Origin of the sequence: Rufibacter latericius, assembly GCF_003721515.1 — a bacterium.
GTDB lineage: Bacteria > Bacteroidota > Bacteroidia > Cytophagales > Hymenobacteraceae > Nibribacter > Nibribacter latericius.
The window spans coordinates 82,096-102,045 of sequence record NZ_RJJD01000003.1; the positions used below are offsets into that span (position 1 = coordinate 82,096).

At 49.1% G+C, this 19,950-nt stretch carries 11 protein-coding genes; 2 read left to right on the forward strand and 9 right to left on the reverse strand.

From position 1 onward, the window contains the following. Positions 1 to 144: 144 nt before the first annotated feature. Positions 145 to 1,506: a glycosyltransferase family 4 protein gene (locus EFB08_RS06020; RefSeq protein WP_165864813.1), complete on the reverse strand. Its 1,362-nt coding sequence runs from the start codon at positions 1,504 to 1,506 to the stop codon at positions 145 to 147. Between the two features lie 565 nt (positions 1,507 to 2,071). Beyond that, complete coding sequence (locus EFB08_RS06030) at positions 2,072 to 3,868, reverse strand: glycosyltransferase (RefSeq protein ID WP_123126048.1); 1,797 nt, start codon at positions 3,866 to 3,868, stop codon at positions 2,072 to 2,074. A gap of 435 nt (positions 3,869 to 4,303) precedes the next feature. Between EFB08_RS06030 and EFB08_RS06035 the strand changes: the two genes are divergently transcribed. After that, positions 4,304 to 4,735, forward strand: coding sequence for an acyl-CoA thioesterase (locus tag EFB08_RS06035; protein WP_123126049.1), 432 nt, complete (start codon positions 4,304 to 4,306; stop codon positions 4,733 to 4,735). Positions 4,736 to 4,843: 108 nt separating this feature from the next. Next, the gene (locus EFB08_RS06040; protein ID WP_123126050.1) at positions 4,844 to 6,436 is read left to right on the forward strand and encodes a M20/M25/M40 family metallo-hydrolase; all 1,593 of its coding nucleotides are present in this window, start codon (positions 4,844 to 4,846) and stop codon (positions 6,434 to 6,436) included. A 98-nt stretch (positions 6,437 to 6,534) separates the two neighbouring features. Here the strand turns inward: EFB08_RS06040 and EFB08_RS06045 are convergent, their stop codons facing one another. The 7 genes from EFB08_RS06045 to EFB08_RS06075 form a co-directional block, all read right to left on the reverse strand. Beyond that, positions 6,535 to 8,139, reverse strand: a complete 1,605-nt coding sequence (locus EFB08_RS06045) for a M1 family metallopeptidase (RefSeq protein WP_227006236.1) — start codon at positions 8,137 to 8,139, stop codon at positions 6,535 to 6,537. Positions 8,140 to 8,325: 186 nt separating this feature from the next. Continuing rightward, positions 8,326 to 10,917: a membrane or secreted protein gene (locus tag EFB08_RS06050; RefSeq protein ID WP_123126052.1), complete on the reverse strand. Its 2,592-nt coding sequence runs from the start codon at positions 10,915 to 10,917 to the stop codon at positions 8,326 to 8,328. Between the two features lie 241 nt (positions 10,918 to 11,158). Further along, complete coding sequence (locus EFB08_RS06055) at positions 11,159 to 12,670, reverse strand: glycoside hydrolase family 32 protein (RefSeq protein WP_123126053.1); 1,512 nt, start codon at positions 12,668 to 12,670, stop codon at positions 11,159 to 11,161. Positions 12,671 to 12,866: 196 nt separating this feature from the next. Further along, positions 12,867 to 14,423: a glycoside hydrolase family 32 protein gene (locus EFB08_RS06060; protein WP_123126054.1), complete on the reverse strand. Its 1,557-nt coding sequence runs from the start codon at positions 14,421 to 14,423 to the stop codon at positions 12,867 to 12,869. Between the two features lie 282 nt (positions 14,424 to 14,705). After that, positions 14,706 to 16,076, reverse strand: coding sequence for a DUF4960 domain-containing protein (locus EFB08_RS06065; RefSeq protein ID WP_165864814.1), 1,371 nt, complete (start codon positions 16,074 to 16,076; stop codon positions 14,706 to 14,708). A gap of 70 nt (positions 16,077 to 16,146) precedes the next feature. Continuing rightward, on the reverse strand, positions 16,147 to 18,114 hold the full coding sequence (locus tag EFB08_RS06070; protein WP_123126056.1) for a glycoside hydrolase family 32 protein: 1,968 nt from the start codon (positions 18,112 to 18,114) through the stop codon (positions 16,147 to 16,149). A gap of 133 nt (positions 18,115 to 18,247) precedes the next feature. Beyond that, a complete protein-coding gene (locus EFB08_RS06075; protein ID WP_123126057.1) occupies positions 18,248 to 19,945 on the reverse strand; it encodes a RagB/SusD family nutrient uptake outer membrane protein in 1,698 nt (565 codons plus the stop codon). Positions 19,946 to 19,950: the final 5 nt, after the last annotated feature.

A 19,950-nucleotide genomic window follows, 5' to 3' on the forward strand; every position in this document is an offset into this window, starting at 1 on the left:
AAGAGCTTGAATCGTCTTCCTGAACATACTCTCAAAAGAAAAGCCGCTGCAGGTTTCTGCAGCGGCTTTTCTTTTGAGAGTATGTTCTTTATCTAATCTGCCGTTTTGAAGCTATTTTTTTTAAAACGGCTCTAAAACAGAAGATTAGTTAACGAGTTTGCCTTGCATTTGCAACACGCTGTGGAGACTTTCCATCACTTGATCGGCGGTACCAGACCAGGTCAGTTGCTTCACAGCTTTTTGGTTTGCCTCAACTTGCTCCTTGCGCAAATCGGTGTCTTGCAGAAGTTGGAGCACCAGTTCGGCTAAGCCTGCGGTATCGTTACAATCAGCTACGCTGGCTTGGGGCAATACCTCAGCGGCACCGGTCTGGTGCGTAATCACGACGGGCAATCCGGCCTGTGTTGCCTCAATGGCAGCCAGTCCGAAAGGTTCAGAAAGTGCCGGTAAGCAGAACACGGTGGAGTTTTTCAACAGGGCCTCGGCTTTAGCCGGTGGCAAGAATCCGGTGAAAGTTACCGCATCTTCTATTCCCAAACGTTTCACCATCTGCTTCGCTTCTTCCAGTTGCGGACCGTGGCCGGCAACTACAAAGTTTACCTCTGGGTCTTGCTTCAGCACTTGCTTGGCTACCTTCAGGAACTGCAACGGACCTTTTTGAGCCACTAAACGCCCTAGGAATGTCACCTGCTTGCGATTAATGGGGGCCACTGGTGAAGGAGTACCTTTATCAGAACCGTTGTATACCACCTGAACTTTTTTGGCCGGAATGCCATAGCGTTTGGTGATCATGCGGGCCGTTCTGTCACTTACCGTCAAAATCAGGTCTGCCTCGTTCATGGCCTTGGTTTCCAACTCGTAAATCCAGCCTAGCGGCTCTCCCACCTGACGGTCAAACGAGAGGCTGTGCACGTGTACAATCAGAGGCACTTTGCGCTGAATCTTTATCTCCATACCGGCCAGGAACGTCATCCAGTCGTGGGCATACACCGCATCGAACTCTTTGTGTGAAGCCAACCGCGCCGCAAAGCGCGCAAATTGAATCACTTCAAAATTAAGGGTTCCTTTAGTACTCTGCATTACATTGATCTGAGGCTGTCCGTTGGTGAATTTCTGCGCCACAGAGGTATCAGAAACAGAAGGGCTGGGAGTTTCTGCAACCGGAGTCTCTACCGTAGTTGTTTCTTCTTCCTCTTCCGGGGAGTTGCTGGAAAGCAGACCCGGTTCTTCATACGGAAACAGAGCAGCAGGAACCCGGTGGGTTGTGGCAAACCGTTCAAAGGTTTTAGCAACGGGTGCTTGTTTTACCTCGGCTAAGTCAAGGGCATCCAAACCCACGATCTCGGCATGGTGATCTATTGCCATATGATCGGCCTGCGGCACAATCATGGTAAGTTCTACTTGCTTTGCTAGGGCCTCGGCCAGATGAAAACAGGCCTTGCCCACTCCTCCATTCAAAATAGGTTGGTCTTCCCAACCTAACATTAATACACGCAGTTTTTTCATTGTAACTAAATTCATCGGACTTCGTAGAGGCACTCCTTGTAAAGATAAGTAATTCACCCCCCAGTACAAGGTTTTCAGAACAGATTTTTCACATTGTTCATCCCCTCAAAGCGAAAATTTGCAAACATTCAGTAATAATGCGGTTTTTTATGTGAATTTATACGGTAAAGCCACTTATCTTCACACTCTCTTATGGTTATCATTTTTTATTTGGATAATCCTATTTAAATCTACTCTAATGATCACTAGTTTGGGAGTAAACTAGAAGAATACTTCAGAAGTACCATTATGTAGTACGAAGAAAATGACCAATATTCCATTTATCTCCGTGGCAGTAGGGAAGATCTCAAAGTAGATACTAACTCTAACAATATTCCAGAATTTAAATTTAAAACCAAAGGCAAATTCATAGGAGCTTTTCCTAACCTGTTTAAAAACGGAACACAAAACGCTCGTCTCGACCGAATAAAAGAGAGTGCCTGTTTAAGCGGTGTTTTTGGGAAAACACTACTTAAACAGGCACTCTCTTTTATTCGCCGCTTGGTTAAAGCAGTAGTTAACGTTCTTAATCCTGGTTTGAACTCAAAGCTAATTGATAGGCGCGCTCATAATGCACCAAGAGCTTTTTCCAATCAAACATCTCAGACAACCCTTCCACTTTGTTACGCTGGGTAATGCGCTCGCGGCGGTTCATCTCCACATAGTCAAAAAGGTGCTGGGTGAGTTGTTCGGCAGAATCATGGAAGCTGCGCTCATGGCGGTCAATCACGTAAATACCTTTGTCGGTGTGCTTTTTCACGTTCTTCTTCACGTAATCGCCGAAGCCTGATAAGTCACTGGTCACGGCCGGAATTCCGCTGGCTACGCATTCGAGCGGCGTGTAGCCCCACGGCTCATAGTAACTCGGGAAAATGCCCAGGTGGCATCCGCGCACAAATTGGCCGTACTCCATCCCGAACAGCGGGTTGGTGGGCGAGATGAAATCGGGGTGGTACACGATTTTCACGCGGTCATCGGCGTTGTTCACCAGGTTAGAACTGCGCAGGAAATGCAGGATTTCGTCTGACTGGTCGTTGATCAGGTTATGCGTCACTACGGGCGGAAGCAGGTGCGTTTTCCAGGATTGGATGGTGCGCCGGTACCGAAGTTTCCAGTAATCGTCTACGTAATCATTCAGGGAAGGCAACTTGTGGTCAGAACTGGCGGCGGCATCATAAAACAAGCGCTCCCCTATCTGGTCTTTGATGGCTTCGCAGGTTTCCTGTATTTCCTCCATCAGAGCCTTTGAATGCAGCACATGGGGGTTAATGGTAGTGAACGGCTGCTTGGTCACAAAGAACATCACCACGGTCATGTCGCTTTTGGCCTGTTTCATGCGGTGGTTCAGACGGGCTAAGGCTTCCAGAGTCAGGTCAAACCCTTTGTTCCGGTACTCAAAACGGCCCGAAGTGAACAGGTAGATGGTCTTATCCAGGTCAAAGGGGAAACTCTGGAAAAAGTGCCCCATCACAAACCGGTGAATCCGCTTTTTATAGGTCAAGTGCAGGTTCTGGAACTCGTGCATGGCCGTGAACCGCCGGATGTTGAGACCGTTTGGCAAGACCGTGTCAGGAATCCGGTCCAGAAGATAGATACACTCCCGGACGGTTACCTCGCTCACCGTGGTGAATACGTGCGACCCGTGCGCGGCGGCTCGTTCAATGGATACGGCGGGTTCAATGTTGAAATGCTGCGCTTCCTTCTGCCAATCCACCGAGGTGAGCTGGTCATAGAAGTTGGGGTCGTTCATGGCCAGGTACCGGCCCAGCAAGGTAGCGTGGGTTGTGAACACAATTTTCACGGGCACCTGGTTGCGCCGCAGGTCCGGAATGGCTGAACCCACCATCCACTCATGGAAGTGCGCCACCACCTGGGTTCTGTCTGCCAGCAGCGTGATGAACTGTTTCACCAATTGCCCGAAAGCCAGCACCTGGTGCAGCAGGTCTTCATTGGAGGTGGGTATTTTATGGTTTTCCCACAAGAAGTACTTGATCTCGCCCAACTGGCCGAAGGCGCTGTACGGGTTGATAAGCACAATACGCGGACGGCCCGTCACCAGCCAGGTGCCATAGTAACACTCCACGCCCTGCGCCCTGAGATCCTGCACCGCCTGCCCATACACATCTGAATAGTCATCAGAAGGTTCAAACTCGTGGGCGGCCTGTTGCGGAAAATAAGGTCCTATAAGGCAATACTGGTCTCCCCAGTATTCAATCATGGCGGGTACTTTAGAACGGATTACCGTATAGATGCCACCTACTTGGTTACATGCTTCCCAGGCTATTTCCAGAAGGTGCGGGGAGGCAGAAGACAGTTGTTGCATGGGAGGGTCATTTTAGGCCTATTTTACTCAAATTAGGGTAAAAGGGATATAGAAAAAATAAACTATTTACATTTTTTCAATGGTTTCAGAACATGAATAACAGCTAAAACACCTAACCCTTTCACCCTCAGACCAGAAGCCTTCTCCATGTATCCCAAAGCTAAACCTTTTTTACAGATTTCATACCTCTCCCCTGCTTCGTACAGATATTTACCCTTCTTTTTCCTTCGGGCGTTAATAGAAATGCATTTTCAGAGCAGAATCCAAAGGATTGTAATTCAACACGAAGCCCCTGCAGCTTCCTTCTGCCAAGGCGTTCCTTCCAACTTATTTTTCAACCGAAACAAAACAAAAAGGTAGATTTGGTCTATAAGTCAATTCCCGCCGGATGCCCGGTTATTTGTTTTTGACTGAACCACTGTACAAAAGAAAACTATGAGCATTGTTTATGAAGGGCACGTGATCTGGGCCCAGGTGGACGCCAACATGCACCTTCGTCACTCGGCTTACGCCGATTTTGCCGCCCAGGCCCGTATCTCTATGCTGGACTCTTTGGGGCTGAACTTCAAAGTATTCCAACACCTGAAACTGGGACCAATCCTGTTCCGGGAAGAACTGCAGTACCTGCGCGAAGTGGGCATCAACGATACCATCAAAATTGAATCGGTGTTGACGAAGTCGCGGCCAGATGGCTCCCGCTGGTCTATAAGGCATGAATTGTACCGCGGAGATGGCGTAAAAGCCGCCATCATCAACGTTGAAGGTGCCTGGATTGACCTTGCAAAACGCAAGCTTGCCGCCTTGCCCGAGGACTTAGCCCAGAAGTTTATGAGCTTGCCCCAGGCCGAGGATTTCCAGATGGATTAAAGGATTCTGTTTAAGGGCTGTTTTCTTTAAAGCAGCCCTTAAACAGTTTCAGCACTCAATTTTTTTATTCCTGCTTTCTCTTCTCGGCGGCCTGCCTAAATTAGGGGCATGATACGTCTCTTTACTCCTCCCCGCCTGGGGTCTGCACCAAGTGCTCCCAGGCTCCTGCTTCTTTCACTGCTCTTTTCTGCCCAGGTGGGTTTGGCTCAAACCAAAAACCCGGTGGTAGAAAGCATTCTTCAGGAAGCCACCCAAAACTCACAACTGGAAACCCTGGCCCATGAACTGATGGACCAGATCGGTCCCCGATTGGTGGGTTCGCCCCAGATGCAGCAAGCCAATGACTGGGCGGTAGCCAAATACAAAGGCTGGGGCATCTCGGCCAGAAACGAAAAATGGGGCGAGTGGCGCGGCTGGCAACGCGGCCTTTCGCACATTGACATGGTTGCCCCTTGGGTAAAGTCTCTGGAAGGAATGCAACTGGCCTGGAGCCCCAGCACCAAAGGCAAAGGCGTGACCGCCGAAACCATCACCCTCCCCGAGACAGTGACAGATTCCCTTGCTTTCCAGAAGTGGCTGCCCACCGTGAAAGGCAAGTTTGTCCTGATCTCCATGCCCCAACCCACTGGCCGCCCAGACTACAACTGGCAGGAATTCGCCACCAAAGAATCTTTTGAGAAGATGAAAACCCAGCGCACTGCCCAAACCGAGGCCTGGCGCAACAAAATGACCAAAATGGGTTACACCACCCGTACCTTGCCCGTAGCGCTGGAAAAAGCAGGAGCCGCCGGGGTGGTGATGTCTAACTGGTCCAATGGATTTGGGGTAAACAAAATCTTCAGCGCCTACACCAAGAAAATCCCGACGGTGGATATCGCCCTGGAAGATTATGGTTTATTGTACCGCTTAACGGCCTCGGGTCAGAAACCTAAGATCTCGGTACAGGCCGAGTCAAAAGAAAAAGGCACGGTTCCTACCTTCAACACCATCGCGGAGATGAAAGGGTCAGAGAAACCAGACGAGTACGTGGTGCTCTCGGCCCACTTTGACTCCTGGGACGGCGGTACCGGCGCCACCGATAACGGCACCGGCACGCTGGTGATGATGGAGGCCATGCGCATCCTTAAGAAAGTCTACCCTAACCCTAAAAGAACTATTCTGGTGGGCCATTGGGGCAGCGAGGAACAAGGCCTGAACGGCTCCCGCTCGTTTGTGGAAGATCATCCCGAAATTGTCAGCAAAATACAGGCGGTGTTCAACCAGGACAACGGCACCGGCCGCGTGGCTAATTTGGGTGGTTCAGGGTTCCTGCACTCGTATGAATACCTGAACCGGTGGTTGGCCCCGGTACCTGAGGCAATCAGGTCTCATATTCAAACCAACTTTCCGGGCTCCCCTGCGGGCGGCGGCTCTGATCACTCCTCCTTTGTAGCGGCTGGTGCGCCGGCTTTTTCGCTGAGTTCATTGAGTTGGTCTTACGGCACCTACACCTGGCACACCAACCGCGACACGTACGACAAGATCGTGTTTGACGATGTGCGCAGCAACGCCATCCTTACGGCTATCTTAGCGTACATGGCCAGCGAGGACCCCACCACCACTCCCCGCGACCGCAGTGTGTTACCGGCAAACCAACGGACTGGCCAGCCTGGCATTTGGCCTCCCCAAACCAAACCCACCCGCAAAGGCGGTTTAGACTAAGCCTTGTTTTGGCATTGTTTTCCTGAAAACAGCCCTAAAATAAAAGCGGTTGGCTTAAGAGCCAACCGCTTTTATTTTATCTGTAAACCAGTGCTTCTTTACTGCACTTTCTTCTGGGTTACATAGAAATTAGGGTCTACCTCAATGTCCTGGGCACTTGCTGTTAAAGGGGCTTTTTTCCAAGTCTCCCCGATAGGGTTTAACCACATTTCCTTTCCTGCCACCGAAACCCTTACCGGCAGGTCGAAGCCGGTAACTGCGTTGTTCCAGCGGTACGACAATGTGTTCCCTTCTACTTTATACTCCAGCACCGGAATCCGGATGTCGCGGAGGTACTGGTTGAAGAATGGCGTGAGATCACGTCCAACTTGCTTGCTCAGGTACTTCTCAATCTGCTGGGTGGTCACGGTCTGGTGGTAGAAATCTTTGTTGAGGCCCCGCAGGATTTTCCGCCATTTCTCGTCATCGTTCACCACTTGCCGAAGCGTGTGCAGCATGTTTCCGCCCTTGGGGTACATGTCACCTGAGCCGCTGTTGTTGACGCCGTATTTCCCGATGATGGGTTTATCGTTTCTGATTCCGCGGCGGGTTCCTATCACGTACTCACTCCCCGCTTTCTTGCCATGGAAAAACTCCACAAACAAGTTCTCAGAGTAGTTGGTGAAGCTCTCGTGAATCCACATGTCGGCGACGTCTTTGTAGGTGATGTTGTTGGCGAACCACTCGTGGCCGCTTTCGTGAATGATGATGAAATCGAACTTCAGGCCCCACCCCGTACCGCTTAAATCCCGGCCCAGGTAGCCGTTCTGGTACTTATTTCCGTAGGTAACCGAGCTCTGGTGCTCCATCCCTAAATACGGTACCTCCACCAGTTTGTAGCTGTCTTCATAGAACGGGTACGGCCCGAACCAATGCTCAAAGGCTTTCAGCATCTGGGGCACTTGCTTGAACTGCTCTTTGGCTTTCTCCAGGTTTTCGCGCAGCACATAATAGTTGCAGTCCAGTTTGCCTTTCTCACCGGCGTAGGTCTCTGAGAAGTTCACATAGTCGCCAATGTTCACATTCACGCCGTAGTTGTTGATGGGGTTGGTCACTGCCCAATGGAAGGTTTTAGTGCCGTCTGAGTTCTGGTCCACCTTCCGCAGTCTTCCGTTGGAGACATCTGTGAGGTTCTGCGGCACCGTCACCCTGATCATCATGCTGTCGGGCTCGTCGTACATGTGATCTTTGCAGGGCCACCATAGGCTAGCCCCGTCTCCCTGGCAGGAAGTGGCAATAAACGGGTTTCCGTTGGAATCCTTTTTCCAGGTCACGCCCCCGCTCCACGGCGGATTGGTACTTACCTGGGGCTTTCCACCGTACGTCACCTCTACGGTATTCAATTTGCCGGGCACCTGTTTGGCCGCCAACTGGATAAACCAGGCATTTCCGTCCTGCTTCACCGTAAGCTTCTTCCCGTTCTGCACCACCTGTTCAATGCGCATGGGCGGCTGCAAATCAATCTGCATGACTTGGTTGGCCTTCAGCACTTTGTAGCGCACCCGGTTCACCCCTTGCATGGAACTGTCCTGCGGATTCACCTTCATGCTTAGGTCATAATGCACCAGATCCCACCAGGCGCGTTCCGGCGTGATGGAGCCCCTGAGTGTGTCTTGCCTGGTGAACGTTGGCGTGGTCTGGGCCTGTGAAACGGATGGACTCATCAGCCCAAGGAAGCAGGCCAGTGCCATAAGAATTTGAAACCGATTGTGCATGTTAGGATATGCTTTGGAGGTGGAGGGTAAGCCTATTCAGGACAAAAAAAGCGCCTCTGATTTCAGGCCCTTTTGGTAAAAATAACCCGAAATCAGAAGCGCTCAAATTTAACGGAGATTATTTCTCCTCCGGATCTATTTCTTCTCCAGCCAAACCGCCTCCACCTCAAAACCCTGGGCCTGCCCGGCCGATGCGGCATTGGCTTCTGGCTTTACCGAAATCTCCAGTTTTTCAACCTCCTTCAAATTGAAAGCCTCAGGCTTGGCGGCGTTGAACCAAAACGGCTGGAACCCCGGGTAAGGCCGAGGCAACAGCATCATGGAATCTGGTTTCAAGGTGTTCAGCGGTATTTCGATATCCTTGAAACTGTTGCTCACCGGAACGGTTGCCGAATGGGCCGAGGCAGTAGCTGTGATCAGGCTTACTTTCACCGGCGCCGGGCGGGCATTGGTACTCCTGATCCTGATCACCAGTTTATCAAAACCGGCCAGTTCAGTTTCCCTCCCTTTCAGTTTATTTCCGATGAATTGCTGGAAGCCCATGGTTTTTTCCTCCGGAAGTTCTTTGGCCGTCAGTTTCAACACCAATTGGCCCGGCTCTGAAGCGGCAATGAGTTGGCGTTCATCGGCTTTCCAGAGGTTGGGGAAAATGTAAAGAGAACGGTCAGTAGTGGCGTTAAACAGAGACAGTGCGCCGTTTTCAGCGGCCACAAACGTCTGGTAAGCTTCATTCTGGTAATAGTCCCAAGCCCAGGGATTACCTTCGAAACCACCCGGGTACGTCATGTGCTTGTCTCCGTCCTGCAACATGATTCGGTAATTAACCAGACCCGGAGACAACAACTCCACCGGCACCTGGGCCCTATACTCATTAGCGCCTACTTTCTCCATAGAAACGGTTTTGTAAACTGCCGCCTGGTTGTTGAGCTGCACCGATACTTTTGCGGTGCCGGAAATACCTACCACCTGCGCGGTGATCGGGAATGGTCTGCCTGAAGAAACTTCTTTTAAAGGCTGATGCGCCACAAACGGTTTTAAATCAAATGGCTGCGGGGCCACGAATTCCTTCACCAGCAAGTTCCCGAAAGAGGCATCCTGTTTTACCCCCGTTTTTGGTTTTTTGGTCAGTAAATACGTGCCGGGCTGCACCTGGAAACCTCCTGCTTTAGCAGTGGCGCTATGATTATTTCCTTCGTTTACCGCCGTTATGGTAAAGGTCTCGCCTAGGTCCGCCAGCCTTATCTGCATGGATTGGTTTTGCCACTGGATACGGGTCACTTCTTTGCTGGGCGATGCTTTCGCGAACGGGTCCCGGATATGGATGGCATCGGGCATTACTTCCAGTCGCCACACACCTTTTTCTAATTTGTCCAGAAAATACGCTCCTGAGCCGCTGTACTGCACCACCGGAGAGCTTCCTACCCCCGCCACTTGCGTCAGTTTGGCGGCGTTCACCGGTTTAGATTTGGTGGTGTTAGAGTAGAGGAACACTTGGGGAGTGTTTATCTCGCTCAACGATTCCTTGTAACTCACCCGGAAGGCATCAAACACGCTGTCAGCGGGATAAACGCCGTAGCTTTTGCGCAGCGGCAATTGATGGAACACCTTAGATGCGATCATCAGGCTGATGGCTTTGGAAGGCGTGTAGGCCAGGTTCAGGTAATGGGTCTGGTACTCGGTATTGCCGTAGGCCGTGGCCAGGGGATCGTAGGCAAACTGCGTTGCCCACTGGAACCCGGCGCCCCGGAAACTCTTAGCCATGGCCGGATACATGTAAGAACCCAGCACATCACCGGCATCGAACTCATACACCATCAAGGATTTGTTTTTGAACTCAGGTATGGAATCGAAGGGGATGTGGTAGCGGTCTACGTGGGGAAGGTAATTGCCCTGCAACGTGTGATTGGCTACCAGACCCGTGGGATACCACTGAAAACTGAACCCGTCTGCCTTTGACTTCGCAACAGCATCTGCGTATTTAGGCGACTCACTGATGTTGTAATAAATAGGCTTAGTCCAGTTCGTGGCCCTCATCGCCGCGATCATGCGGTTGACATACTCGGTGGTTCTGGACTTGGGACCGGAGTGGTGGGGCTCGTTGTTTACCTCGGCTGCGATGATGTTCGCATCAGCCCCGTAGGTGAGTTGGGTATAGGGATTTACGTGGTTGAGTAGTTGTTTGATGTAGTTTTCCTGCGCCTTGAAGGCATATTCATTTACCAACGCTTTCTGCTTGCCGTACAAGCGGGAGAAGCCGGGGGTATTCTCGTCTTTCTCAGGGTAGCCGTTGCCCCAGAAGGCAATAGGTGTTAGCATGATCCTGATGTTGCGTTCCTTCAGCTTGAACACCAGGTAATCAAAGAGGCGCAGGTGTTCGTTGTTCTGCAGGTTGCCCAACGTGTCTGTGATCTCGGTGTCCCATACGTGCACCCGGAACGCGTCCAGCCCCAACCGGGCCAGGTGGTAGACATCCTGGTCAATGGCTTTCTCTGGATTCACATTTCTGGCCTTCACGGATCGGTATCCGTACGCGAACGGCACGGTATAATTCACCCCGAAGAAAGCAGCCTCCTGGTTGTTCTTTTTCCAGCGTAAAATTCCTTTCTGATCTATGTAGACCAGATCCGCTTCTTTGGCTTCCTTTTTCTGGGCCCAAAGGGTTCCAGGCGTTGCCAGCCAAAAAAGTAACAGGAAAGGAAGGGACAGGGTTTTGTGTTTGATTTTCATATATTGCTATTAAAACAGGATTGTGCTTGAGTTCTGCCAAGGACAAACTTACGGCGGAGCGCGCCTTTAGCCCTAACAATATCCTCCAATTAAATCAAAACTAGCCAGGAAAGAATTGAACAGGGAGGAAACTTGTCTTTCTGAAAGCCTAAAACCAGAACAAGCAAATAAGCCTTTGCCACAGCGTTGATACCGGGCAAAGGCTTACGATTGTTTTTACTTTTTATGGATGAACTGGCTTCTACTTCGCTCCCATTGTCAATCCGGAAGCACTTTTCATGGAAGGCTTCATTTTATATGCCTTGCTTTCCAGTAACTGTACCGGGCCTGATGAAATCAATTCCACTTTGGTGAAATCTTCATTGGGGAAGAAAATATCGGTCATCACGGCTCTACCTCCGTTGGCGAAGACCTCCACCGAGGCCACATCCAGGAAGAGGTGCAGGTTCAATTTACCATTCTCTAAGGTTAAAGGAGCGGTGTGCCTGCCCGGAAAAGTATCTTTGAAATCTATTTTCCCTGCCTTGGTGCGGTCAATGAACATTTCTTTTCTAGAAACAGAATATCCCACGTCCAGGTGTTCGCCTTTGGTGTTGGAAAACCGCACGGTTATTTCCTGGGCTTGGGAAACGTCCAGATTCAGGTCTAGTTCCTGTAAGGGAGAATTCAGTTTGTATTGGCTGCTCAGGTCCAGGGGTCCGCTTACCGGTTGGGCCTTAAGGGTAGTTGTATTCACCCGCAGCTTCTGCAGTTCTTTCACCGGTTCGCTGACCAGCCGGATACCTTCTGGGGTTTGTACCAGTTTCAATTCGCGGGGCAAGGTGTTGGCGCTACGCCAGGTTCCGGTGGGTACTTCGTTGGCATATAACCAGTTGCTCATCCAACCCAGGAACAGGCGTCTGCCGTCTGATTTAGGGATGTTGTCCCAGGTCACGCCCGCGTAGTTATCGGTGCCGTAGTCTACCCAAAAAGTGGTTTGTTCGGGGTTGTCGTTTTTGAAGGTCTTTCCGTCAAAGTCGCCTAAAAAGTACTGGGTAGCAGAACCTTTGTTGGGGCCACCCGGATTGATGCTCACCAACAGTACCCATTTCTCCTGCCCGTTCACTTTAAGCGGAAACAAATCTGGGCATTCCCACACGCCTCCGTGGGCACCGCTGTTCTTCCCGAACTCGCTTAGCTTCGTCCACTCAGTCAGGTTTTTGGAGCCGTAAAATTCAATATGGTCCAGTACCGCTAAGGTCATCACCCATTGGCCGGCTTTCTCGTTCCAGGAAACTTTGGGATCTCTGAAGTCTCTGATACCCGGATTCTTCAGGACAGGATTCTTGTCATACTTTTTCCAGGTACGCCCATTGTCTAAACTGAAGGCTAATCCCTGGGTCTGATAATCAGTCCGGCCGGCTTTCTCCAGTTTCTCATTGTGGTAGGTGTAGATGGCCACCATGGGCGGGTTCGCCTTGGTGCCCAAGCCCGAGGTGTTGTTCTCGTCTATCACAGCGCTACCCGAGAAAATGGTCCCGTTTTCATCTGGAAACAGGGCAATGGGCAGATGCTCCCAACTAACCATGTCTTTACTGATCGCATGGCCCCAGTGCATAGGTCCCCAGGTTGTTCCACCTGGATTATGCTGGTAAAAAAGGTGGTACTCTCCCTTGTGGTACACCATTCCGTTGGGGTCATTCATCCACTTGGACGGAGGCGTGAAGTGGTATTGGAGCCGGTGTGGTTCACCTTGTTTTTTTGTTTCCGCCATAGTGACAGATGGTGTCGCATCATTGGGAGCTTTGCCAGTGGTACAACCAATTGCAACCGCCCCTAAAAAAACAGTAAGGCTGCTTACTACTTGTTTTATATTCATTTGATTCCAATTATGGTTTAAAAGAATGTTTTTGAAGGTCACAGAGGGGTGACTTCTATTTGTTAAATCGGGAAGAAGTCTTTTTTGAAGACTACTCCAAGCCATATAGTTTTACATCTGAGAAAGTGGCTTGTGTACCATTTGAAGTAATTCCCCAGGACTTGCCGGGCAGGCTGTAGATCCGGTTGCTAAGAGCGGCCTTACCATCTACATAAAGGACACAAATGGAACCATCTATCACCACATCAACCGCATAGGTAGTACCTGCTTGAAGTGTTACCGGAACTCTGGTAATTAATTGCTCATTGGTGCCGGAGACCTGATAGGCTGCAATCCTGTTATTGGCAGGCTCCAATACTATTTTGTAGGATTGTTGTAAGGCATTATCAGCATTGAAGATAAAGCCCGCAGTCCCGGTATTTGTGTCCACTTTTATCTTGGCACTTATCTTCCTCGTGCCTGTGATTGCTCCAAAGGTTTGGTATGCCGCCGAAGGTGAGCCATTTACCACGAAGGAATTACCCGAACCCGACACGGTGCCGGATGATTTGCTTGGCTGAAGGGATATTTCTTTTTTAAAGATACCAGTCACCATGTCCGGGACTTTCACTCCTAAAGTACCATCCGGTGCTTGGGTAAGTTCATGGGAAACAATGTTACCCGCCCACTCTTTGTTGCCGCTGTCATTCTCTGGGTTTTTTCGGGCAGTCCACCCGAAAAGGTATCGCTTGTTCCCGTCAGAGGCTGTCTTTGCAGCATAGAAATACTGCCCGTCCAGCATATCATTTGCTGGCTTGGTCCAGGGACCTTCAGACGAAGTAGCAATACGATAATGGGTACCCTTCATACCACTCCAATCTTCTGAGAAAAACAGGTACCAGAAGTTTCCCATCTTGAAAACGTCAGCACACTCCATCATAAGGTAGTTGTCTTCTGGTGTGGTGGTGTAAAGCGGGCCTTTGGGAGTCCAGTTGTTCAATGCCGGATCCGTAGTCGTAAACAAGAGGACAACCGCTTTTCTGGCGCTGGTCTGCGTACTCATCAGCATCCAGTACTCGTTCTTTTCTGAATTGAAGAACACCTGCGGGTCCCGAAAATCAAAGTTGTAATAACCAGCTGGAGCCGTAAGGATGTTAGAGGACTTTGTCCAAGTCTTCAGGTCTTTACTGGTAGCGTACATCACACTTTCACGTGGGTGGCTCTGCACGTAACTCGCATTGCCATTGTGGCCAGTATAGTACATGTAATAGGTATCCCCTACTTTCACAGTAGACCCGGTACCAATGGCAAAGTCAGGCTCGTTAGTGGTGCCATAGGGAATCATGCGGCCGGAGTAGGAGAAGTCAGTTAAATTGGACGTCTCAAACTTATGGATGTCATGGAAGCCCTGCCCCGCTGGTTTTGATTGAGCATCATGCAAAAAGAAAAGATGGAACTTGCCGTTATCATAGAAGGGCATTAGATCCCCTACCCACCCGGTTGTGTTGTACGGGGACGTTGTTCCCATCCAACCCGAAGGAGGCTGCGGGTAGATACTTTTAGAGTTTTTAACCTCCTCTGTTCCAGGACCCGGAGCTGGGTCATCATTATTTCCACAGGCCGATAAACCTGCTATCACCAGAGCCACTACCCACTTATTCAACTTCATAGTTACGAATGTTGTACAGGGACCTGATCCCTGAAGTTATATTATTGATGTTTGGTTTCGTCAGTTCTTGTTTGGAATAGGCGAAACTCTGCTTTCTTATTTGATGACCTCTAAAGAGAGAAGGCATAGTACCCAACATCTGGCCTAACCTCCTGCCTGTTACCATTGCCACTTTATCAATGCCAGTCTCAGAAGAAATCTCTCCCAGCGTTTATAGCCTGTTTTTTGTAAAAGTGGCTAAAAGCGCCAGGAGGGAAAGATATAAAGTTGGATGTCAGATTATTATTCAGCCAGGTATTTAATGGCATTTTCCGTGAGGCGCTCAATGTTGGAGCGGAAACCATTTGGCTGGCTAGGCGTGCCACTGGCATCTGCCTCATTGTACCAATCATATGCCCCGAAGGTAATCACCACCACGTTGCCGTCAGAGGTTCCATTGCCGGGGAACTCTGCAATGCCAACGCGCCCATTCAGGTCATTGTCCCAAGCTTCGCTAGCCAGGTTTACACCTCCGGTCTGTTGGCGCCAGCCAGCACCATTTCCGTAGCCTCCCCACTCTGGTAAGAACCACCAGGCCGTATGGTTCAACCGGAAAGTACCTTTCTCAAGCAAATTGGCCTTTCCGGGTTCAAAGGTCTGGAGTCCAGCGAAGATAGGATGATCTTCATGGCCCTTGAATGAAATACCCCAAGAGCTATTTTGGTCCACAAATCCGGCTGGAAGGAAATCCCCGAACACATTGTTAGGGCCTTTTCCTTGCGGGATCACACCCAGGGTTTCTAAATACTTAGCGGCAAAAGTAGTCAGCATCAGGTTACCCCCGGCGGCGCGGTAGGTCTTAAGGGCATTCACGGCTTTGGCCTCAAACGCAACGGCAGGTATGTCCATAGAAGCGTCAAAGTGCCACCAGATTACGTCAAACTCACTCAGATCCTTCCCTCCTATGATATCATCAAACGAGATATAACTAACGTCTGAGAACTTTGTAAAGAGCCAGTCAGCAGCGGCTTTCTCATCTAAGTTTGAGATTCCTCCCCGGGCAGAGGAAACACCCAAGAAGGCTACTTTCAACCCCATGGTTTGTTGGCTCACGGTAACGGTATAATTCTCAGTGCGCCCACCGGCGGTAATGGCATACACCTTAGGAGCGGAGAAATCAACGGCCACCCCGGAAGCCGGACTGATGGTAACCCCGGTAGACAATTCAATGGAAGGCGTCAACGCTGACACATCGGTACCCGATGGAAGGACTACGGAAATGGTCTTTGCTGAATTATCTATTACTCCGTCAACCCCATTTATTGAGAATTTAAGGATTGGTTGAAGCACTTGTACCCGCACCTTATATTTCTTGTAAAGGTTTCCATTTGTTACAATGTATTCCACTTCCTGGCTATAATTAGCAGGTGTGCTGATAGAAGGGCTAATAGAGGAGCCTTCCGGCAAACTTACCTCAGGGGTAACCGAGGTGATATTGCTGTTGTAAGGAAGTGACAAAGAAATAACCCCGGTCTTTTGGTCAATAGCTCCATCTGTCCCGTTAATTTTAAAAGAACCGATCTGGACAGGTACATCCAGGACAAAGTCCCCGTTTTCATTATCGTCCTCACAGGAAAACAATAGAAACAGCATGGAGAAAAATAGGCTGGCCATTAGTTTGCCAGCATTATACATAGAAGTATTAAACATAGTCATGTCTCCTTAAAAATCGTTTAGGTTCATTTTATTGCTTAGGTATATCTTTCCATATGGAGGATAACTCCCATGCTTTGAAATCCAGCACTTTCACAGTGCCGTTGGTAGCATATAACTCTATTCCGGTTTGGCTTTCTGCGGGAAATGTCAAAGCGCTGAGAACTACCTCTCCTTGGTTTGTGAAAATTTCTACCGACGACTGATCTACCAGTATAAGGAGTCTAACCTTTCCTTTTTCCGGCCTAACTGAAGCGTTAAACTTGGTCAGAAACTTCTGGTTGAAGTTTTGATTGGTAGTGAAGTCAGTACATTGGGTTCTGTCCACGCTAAGGTTAGAGGTAAGGGGATCATATTGAATCATCAATTTCCTTCCCTCTCCCACCAATAAGTTCAACCCGAATGTAGCGGAGGTATTCGTGTCAAATGTCACCTCCAGTTCATAGGTATTCTTAGTTGGTTTGAATTCCTTTACCTCACTTGAGTTGCTGATCAACCGGTTTGTGAACTGATGTACATTCTTGCGAAGCTTTTGCAACTCTGGGATTGGCTTTTGCACAAGACGGTTCCCGAAAGGTTGTTTTATAATGGAGATTTCTCTTGGAACTGATTCAAATCCTTTACCCCAGGAAGTAGGCACATCCCTGGAATAATCCCAGTTGCCTAACCAACCCAGCATAGCAGTGCGTTTGCTCACCTTATCTAAATCCCGCCAGGTTCTAGCCGCATAAAAATCTGGTCCGTAATCCAACCAAAGGGCATGCTCTAGTTTTTGGTTCATCAGAACATCGGAAAAGAGGATGTGGTCAATGGCTAGATAGCCCCACTTACTATCCGTGACATTATCTACCAGTTGGATGGTCGCTTTCTTTCCCTTGAGGTCATGAACATCCCATCCATTCCATTTGAAAACATGGCTATTATCTCCAGTAGAAGTCCTCACCACTTTGCCATCCACCACTAAATTGATGGATGCTTTTTCTGGAAAATTTCCCCCGGCTACTAAAAAACTGATGGCATTTTTCTGAATGGTGAAGGAGGATGAAGTAAGGGTTCCGGTTTCATTCGCTGCTTTACTGTAAGAAGAGGCAAAGCTTTTTCCTAAATGGACAACTGAGTCCTTGTTTACTGGGGTAGTGCTAAAGGCAGTACCGGTGGCCTTCCAATTCCCATTCTTCGGCTCATCAAATCCAGCAAAAAGCTGTCCGGGCAACCCTTTACCCTGGAGCAGGTAATTTGATGTCTCTTCATCTGCCCTGAAGGTTTTTCCGTCAAAGGATCCTAAGAAGTATTGCACCCGATTAGGTCCCCGGCCAATGAGCATCACCCATTTCTTTTCTTTGGTTCCTTCTATAGGGAGCTCGAACAAATCAGGACATTCCCAAAAGGCACTTTGGGCGCCCAAGCCACCAAATTCACTCAGGAAATTCCAATCTTTTAAGTTCTTTGAGTCATATAGATGGATCTTCTGTACATCTGGCAGAACTACGGCCATGACCCACTTCTTTTCTGGCTCGTACCAAAACACCTGTGGGTCTCTGAAGAACACCTTCTTGATGTCCAAGACCGGATTGTGTTGGTAATATTGGAAGTAAATACCATCATTGCTAACCGAAAGAGCCTGAGTTTCCGGCAAGGAATCACCAGGTAAATGTTTGGTATAGACGGCAATCATACTTTTGGCTCCAAATCCTGAGGTATTGTTTTTATCCACTACCACAGAGCCTGAGAAGTAAGAAAAGGAACCGTCACCACCTTTCATGGGATGTGGCAACTCTTTCCAATAAACCAAATCTTCAGAGACGGCATGTCCCCACCAAAACAAGTGGTATTTGCCTTCAGTAAAGACCAAACCGTCCGGATCTCCGATCCAACCCTTCTGAGGGCTGAAATGGAACTGGGGGCGGTACTTTTCATTGTACTGGGCCTGTGACTCCAAACCAGCAAGCAGCAATGACAGCATCATGCCTATCCCTAATAGGTGTTTCTGGTATTTCATGGTAGTTGGGCTTTCTTATCCTTTGGTTAAGGAAGATTTAGGGCAAGCTTACTTGAGAGAGGATATCCTGTTTCTGACCTACTTTTTAGAAAACAAGCCAGAAACAGAATAGTGTTTGCCTTTAGCATAGGTGTTAATAACCTGGATTTTGCACGTAGCGGTTCTCACTCCAGAAAATCTGGTTCTGTGGGATGGGTAGATACTCATGTTTGCCCTTGGTGAAGAACCCATCCTTGTAGAACTCCCTTCGGGTCTTTTCAACGGTCAGATAGCTATTCATCACCTGGTCAGCTACACCCCAACGGACTAAGTCAAAGAATCTACTGCCCTCCATTGCCATTTCTAATCTTCTCTCAAAACGAAGGGCTTGGCGGGCATTCTCCTGGGTCCAATCTATATTTACACCTGACTCATAGGGTTTCACCAGGTAATTGGCAGTGAAGGCACCCTGCTCATTTTTCAAACGGGCGGTACTGGCAGCTGCCCGAGAGCGGATTTGGTTGATGAGCGGCAAAGCTTCATTATGGCGACCTAACTCAATTAAAGCCTCGGCTTTAAAGAGAAGCACGTCTGCATAGCGCAATACAATTCTGGGTTTGGTGTTGCCGTAAAACGGATCCACATTGGTAAAGCCGGGATCATCTGGAGACACATTCTCTTTCATGGAATTGTAATAGCCGTAGATCTGAGGAGTACGGCTCCAACTCTCGGTAAACACCCGGCTTGGCTCATATTTCCATGGATTACCTGGACGGGCAACTGTATGATCCAGTCTTGGGTCTACCGTGTTCTGGGAGAAATCTACATTCGTAGTATTGTAGGAATCTAAAAGTGGAACCCCAGTAGCATTGGTACGGTAGGCGTTTACAAGATTTTGGGAAGGTTTTTGGAAGTCACAGCATCCAAGCCCCTGAGGAACGGTAAGCATGTCTCCCCAATTCAAACGCCCATTAGCTGTTCCGTCTCCTTTTGAAAACTGAACCGCAAAGATGGACTCAATTCCATTCTCATAGGTTCCTGTCAGGAAGTTATTGGCGAAATCAGGTTGCAGGCTGTACTTGGACGAGATCACCTTATCTGCCGCTTCAATCACTTGCTGCAGACGTTGCTGATTGATGCTGGTGACAGCATGTTGTTCATTTTGCTGATAAGCTTGATACAATCTTGTTTTGGCAAGATAAGCATAGGCCGCAGTCTGATTAGCCCTCCCGATTTGGGGTTGGGTAATAGGAAGAGTAGCAGCAGCAAACTCAAAATCCTGGGCGATCTTCTCCCAAAGCTCATCACTGGTAAACTCTACGTTAGTTACAAACTTGTATTGGTCAGCGGGAACGTTTTCATCCATATAGGGAATGCGGTTGAACAGAATCTTCAACTGGAAATAGTAATGCGCTCGTAGGAAACGTAACTCAGCTTTCCTCACATTCAGCAATGGAAACTCTTCTACTGTGAGATTATTCAAAATGCGTAGCCCCTCATTAGCCCTGCGAATTCCTACATACTGTTGGAACCACATTCCGTCTAGTTCCCACATATCAGGACGGGTGTTCACGAAGGTCTCCATGAAATGAAACCCTTGACCATCTCCCGGATCACGCCCGCCTTTGTAAGCATCATCAGCCCGCACGTTCCCATATTGCCAGAGGCTGTTCCCTCTATTGATTTCATCATTCCCCAGATGAGAATAGGCGGCAATCACAAATCCTTCTGCCTGCTCAGCATTACTGACCTGGCCTTCATTTAAAACCCCGCGCGGATTTACATCCAGCTTATCTTCACAGGAGGAACCCAGCATGGCTACTCCCGCTAATAGCATCAAAAACTTTTTCATGAACT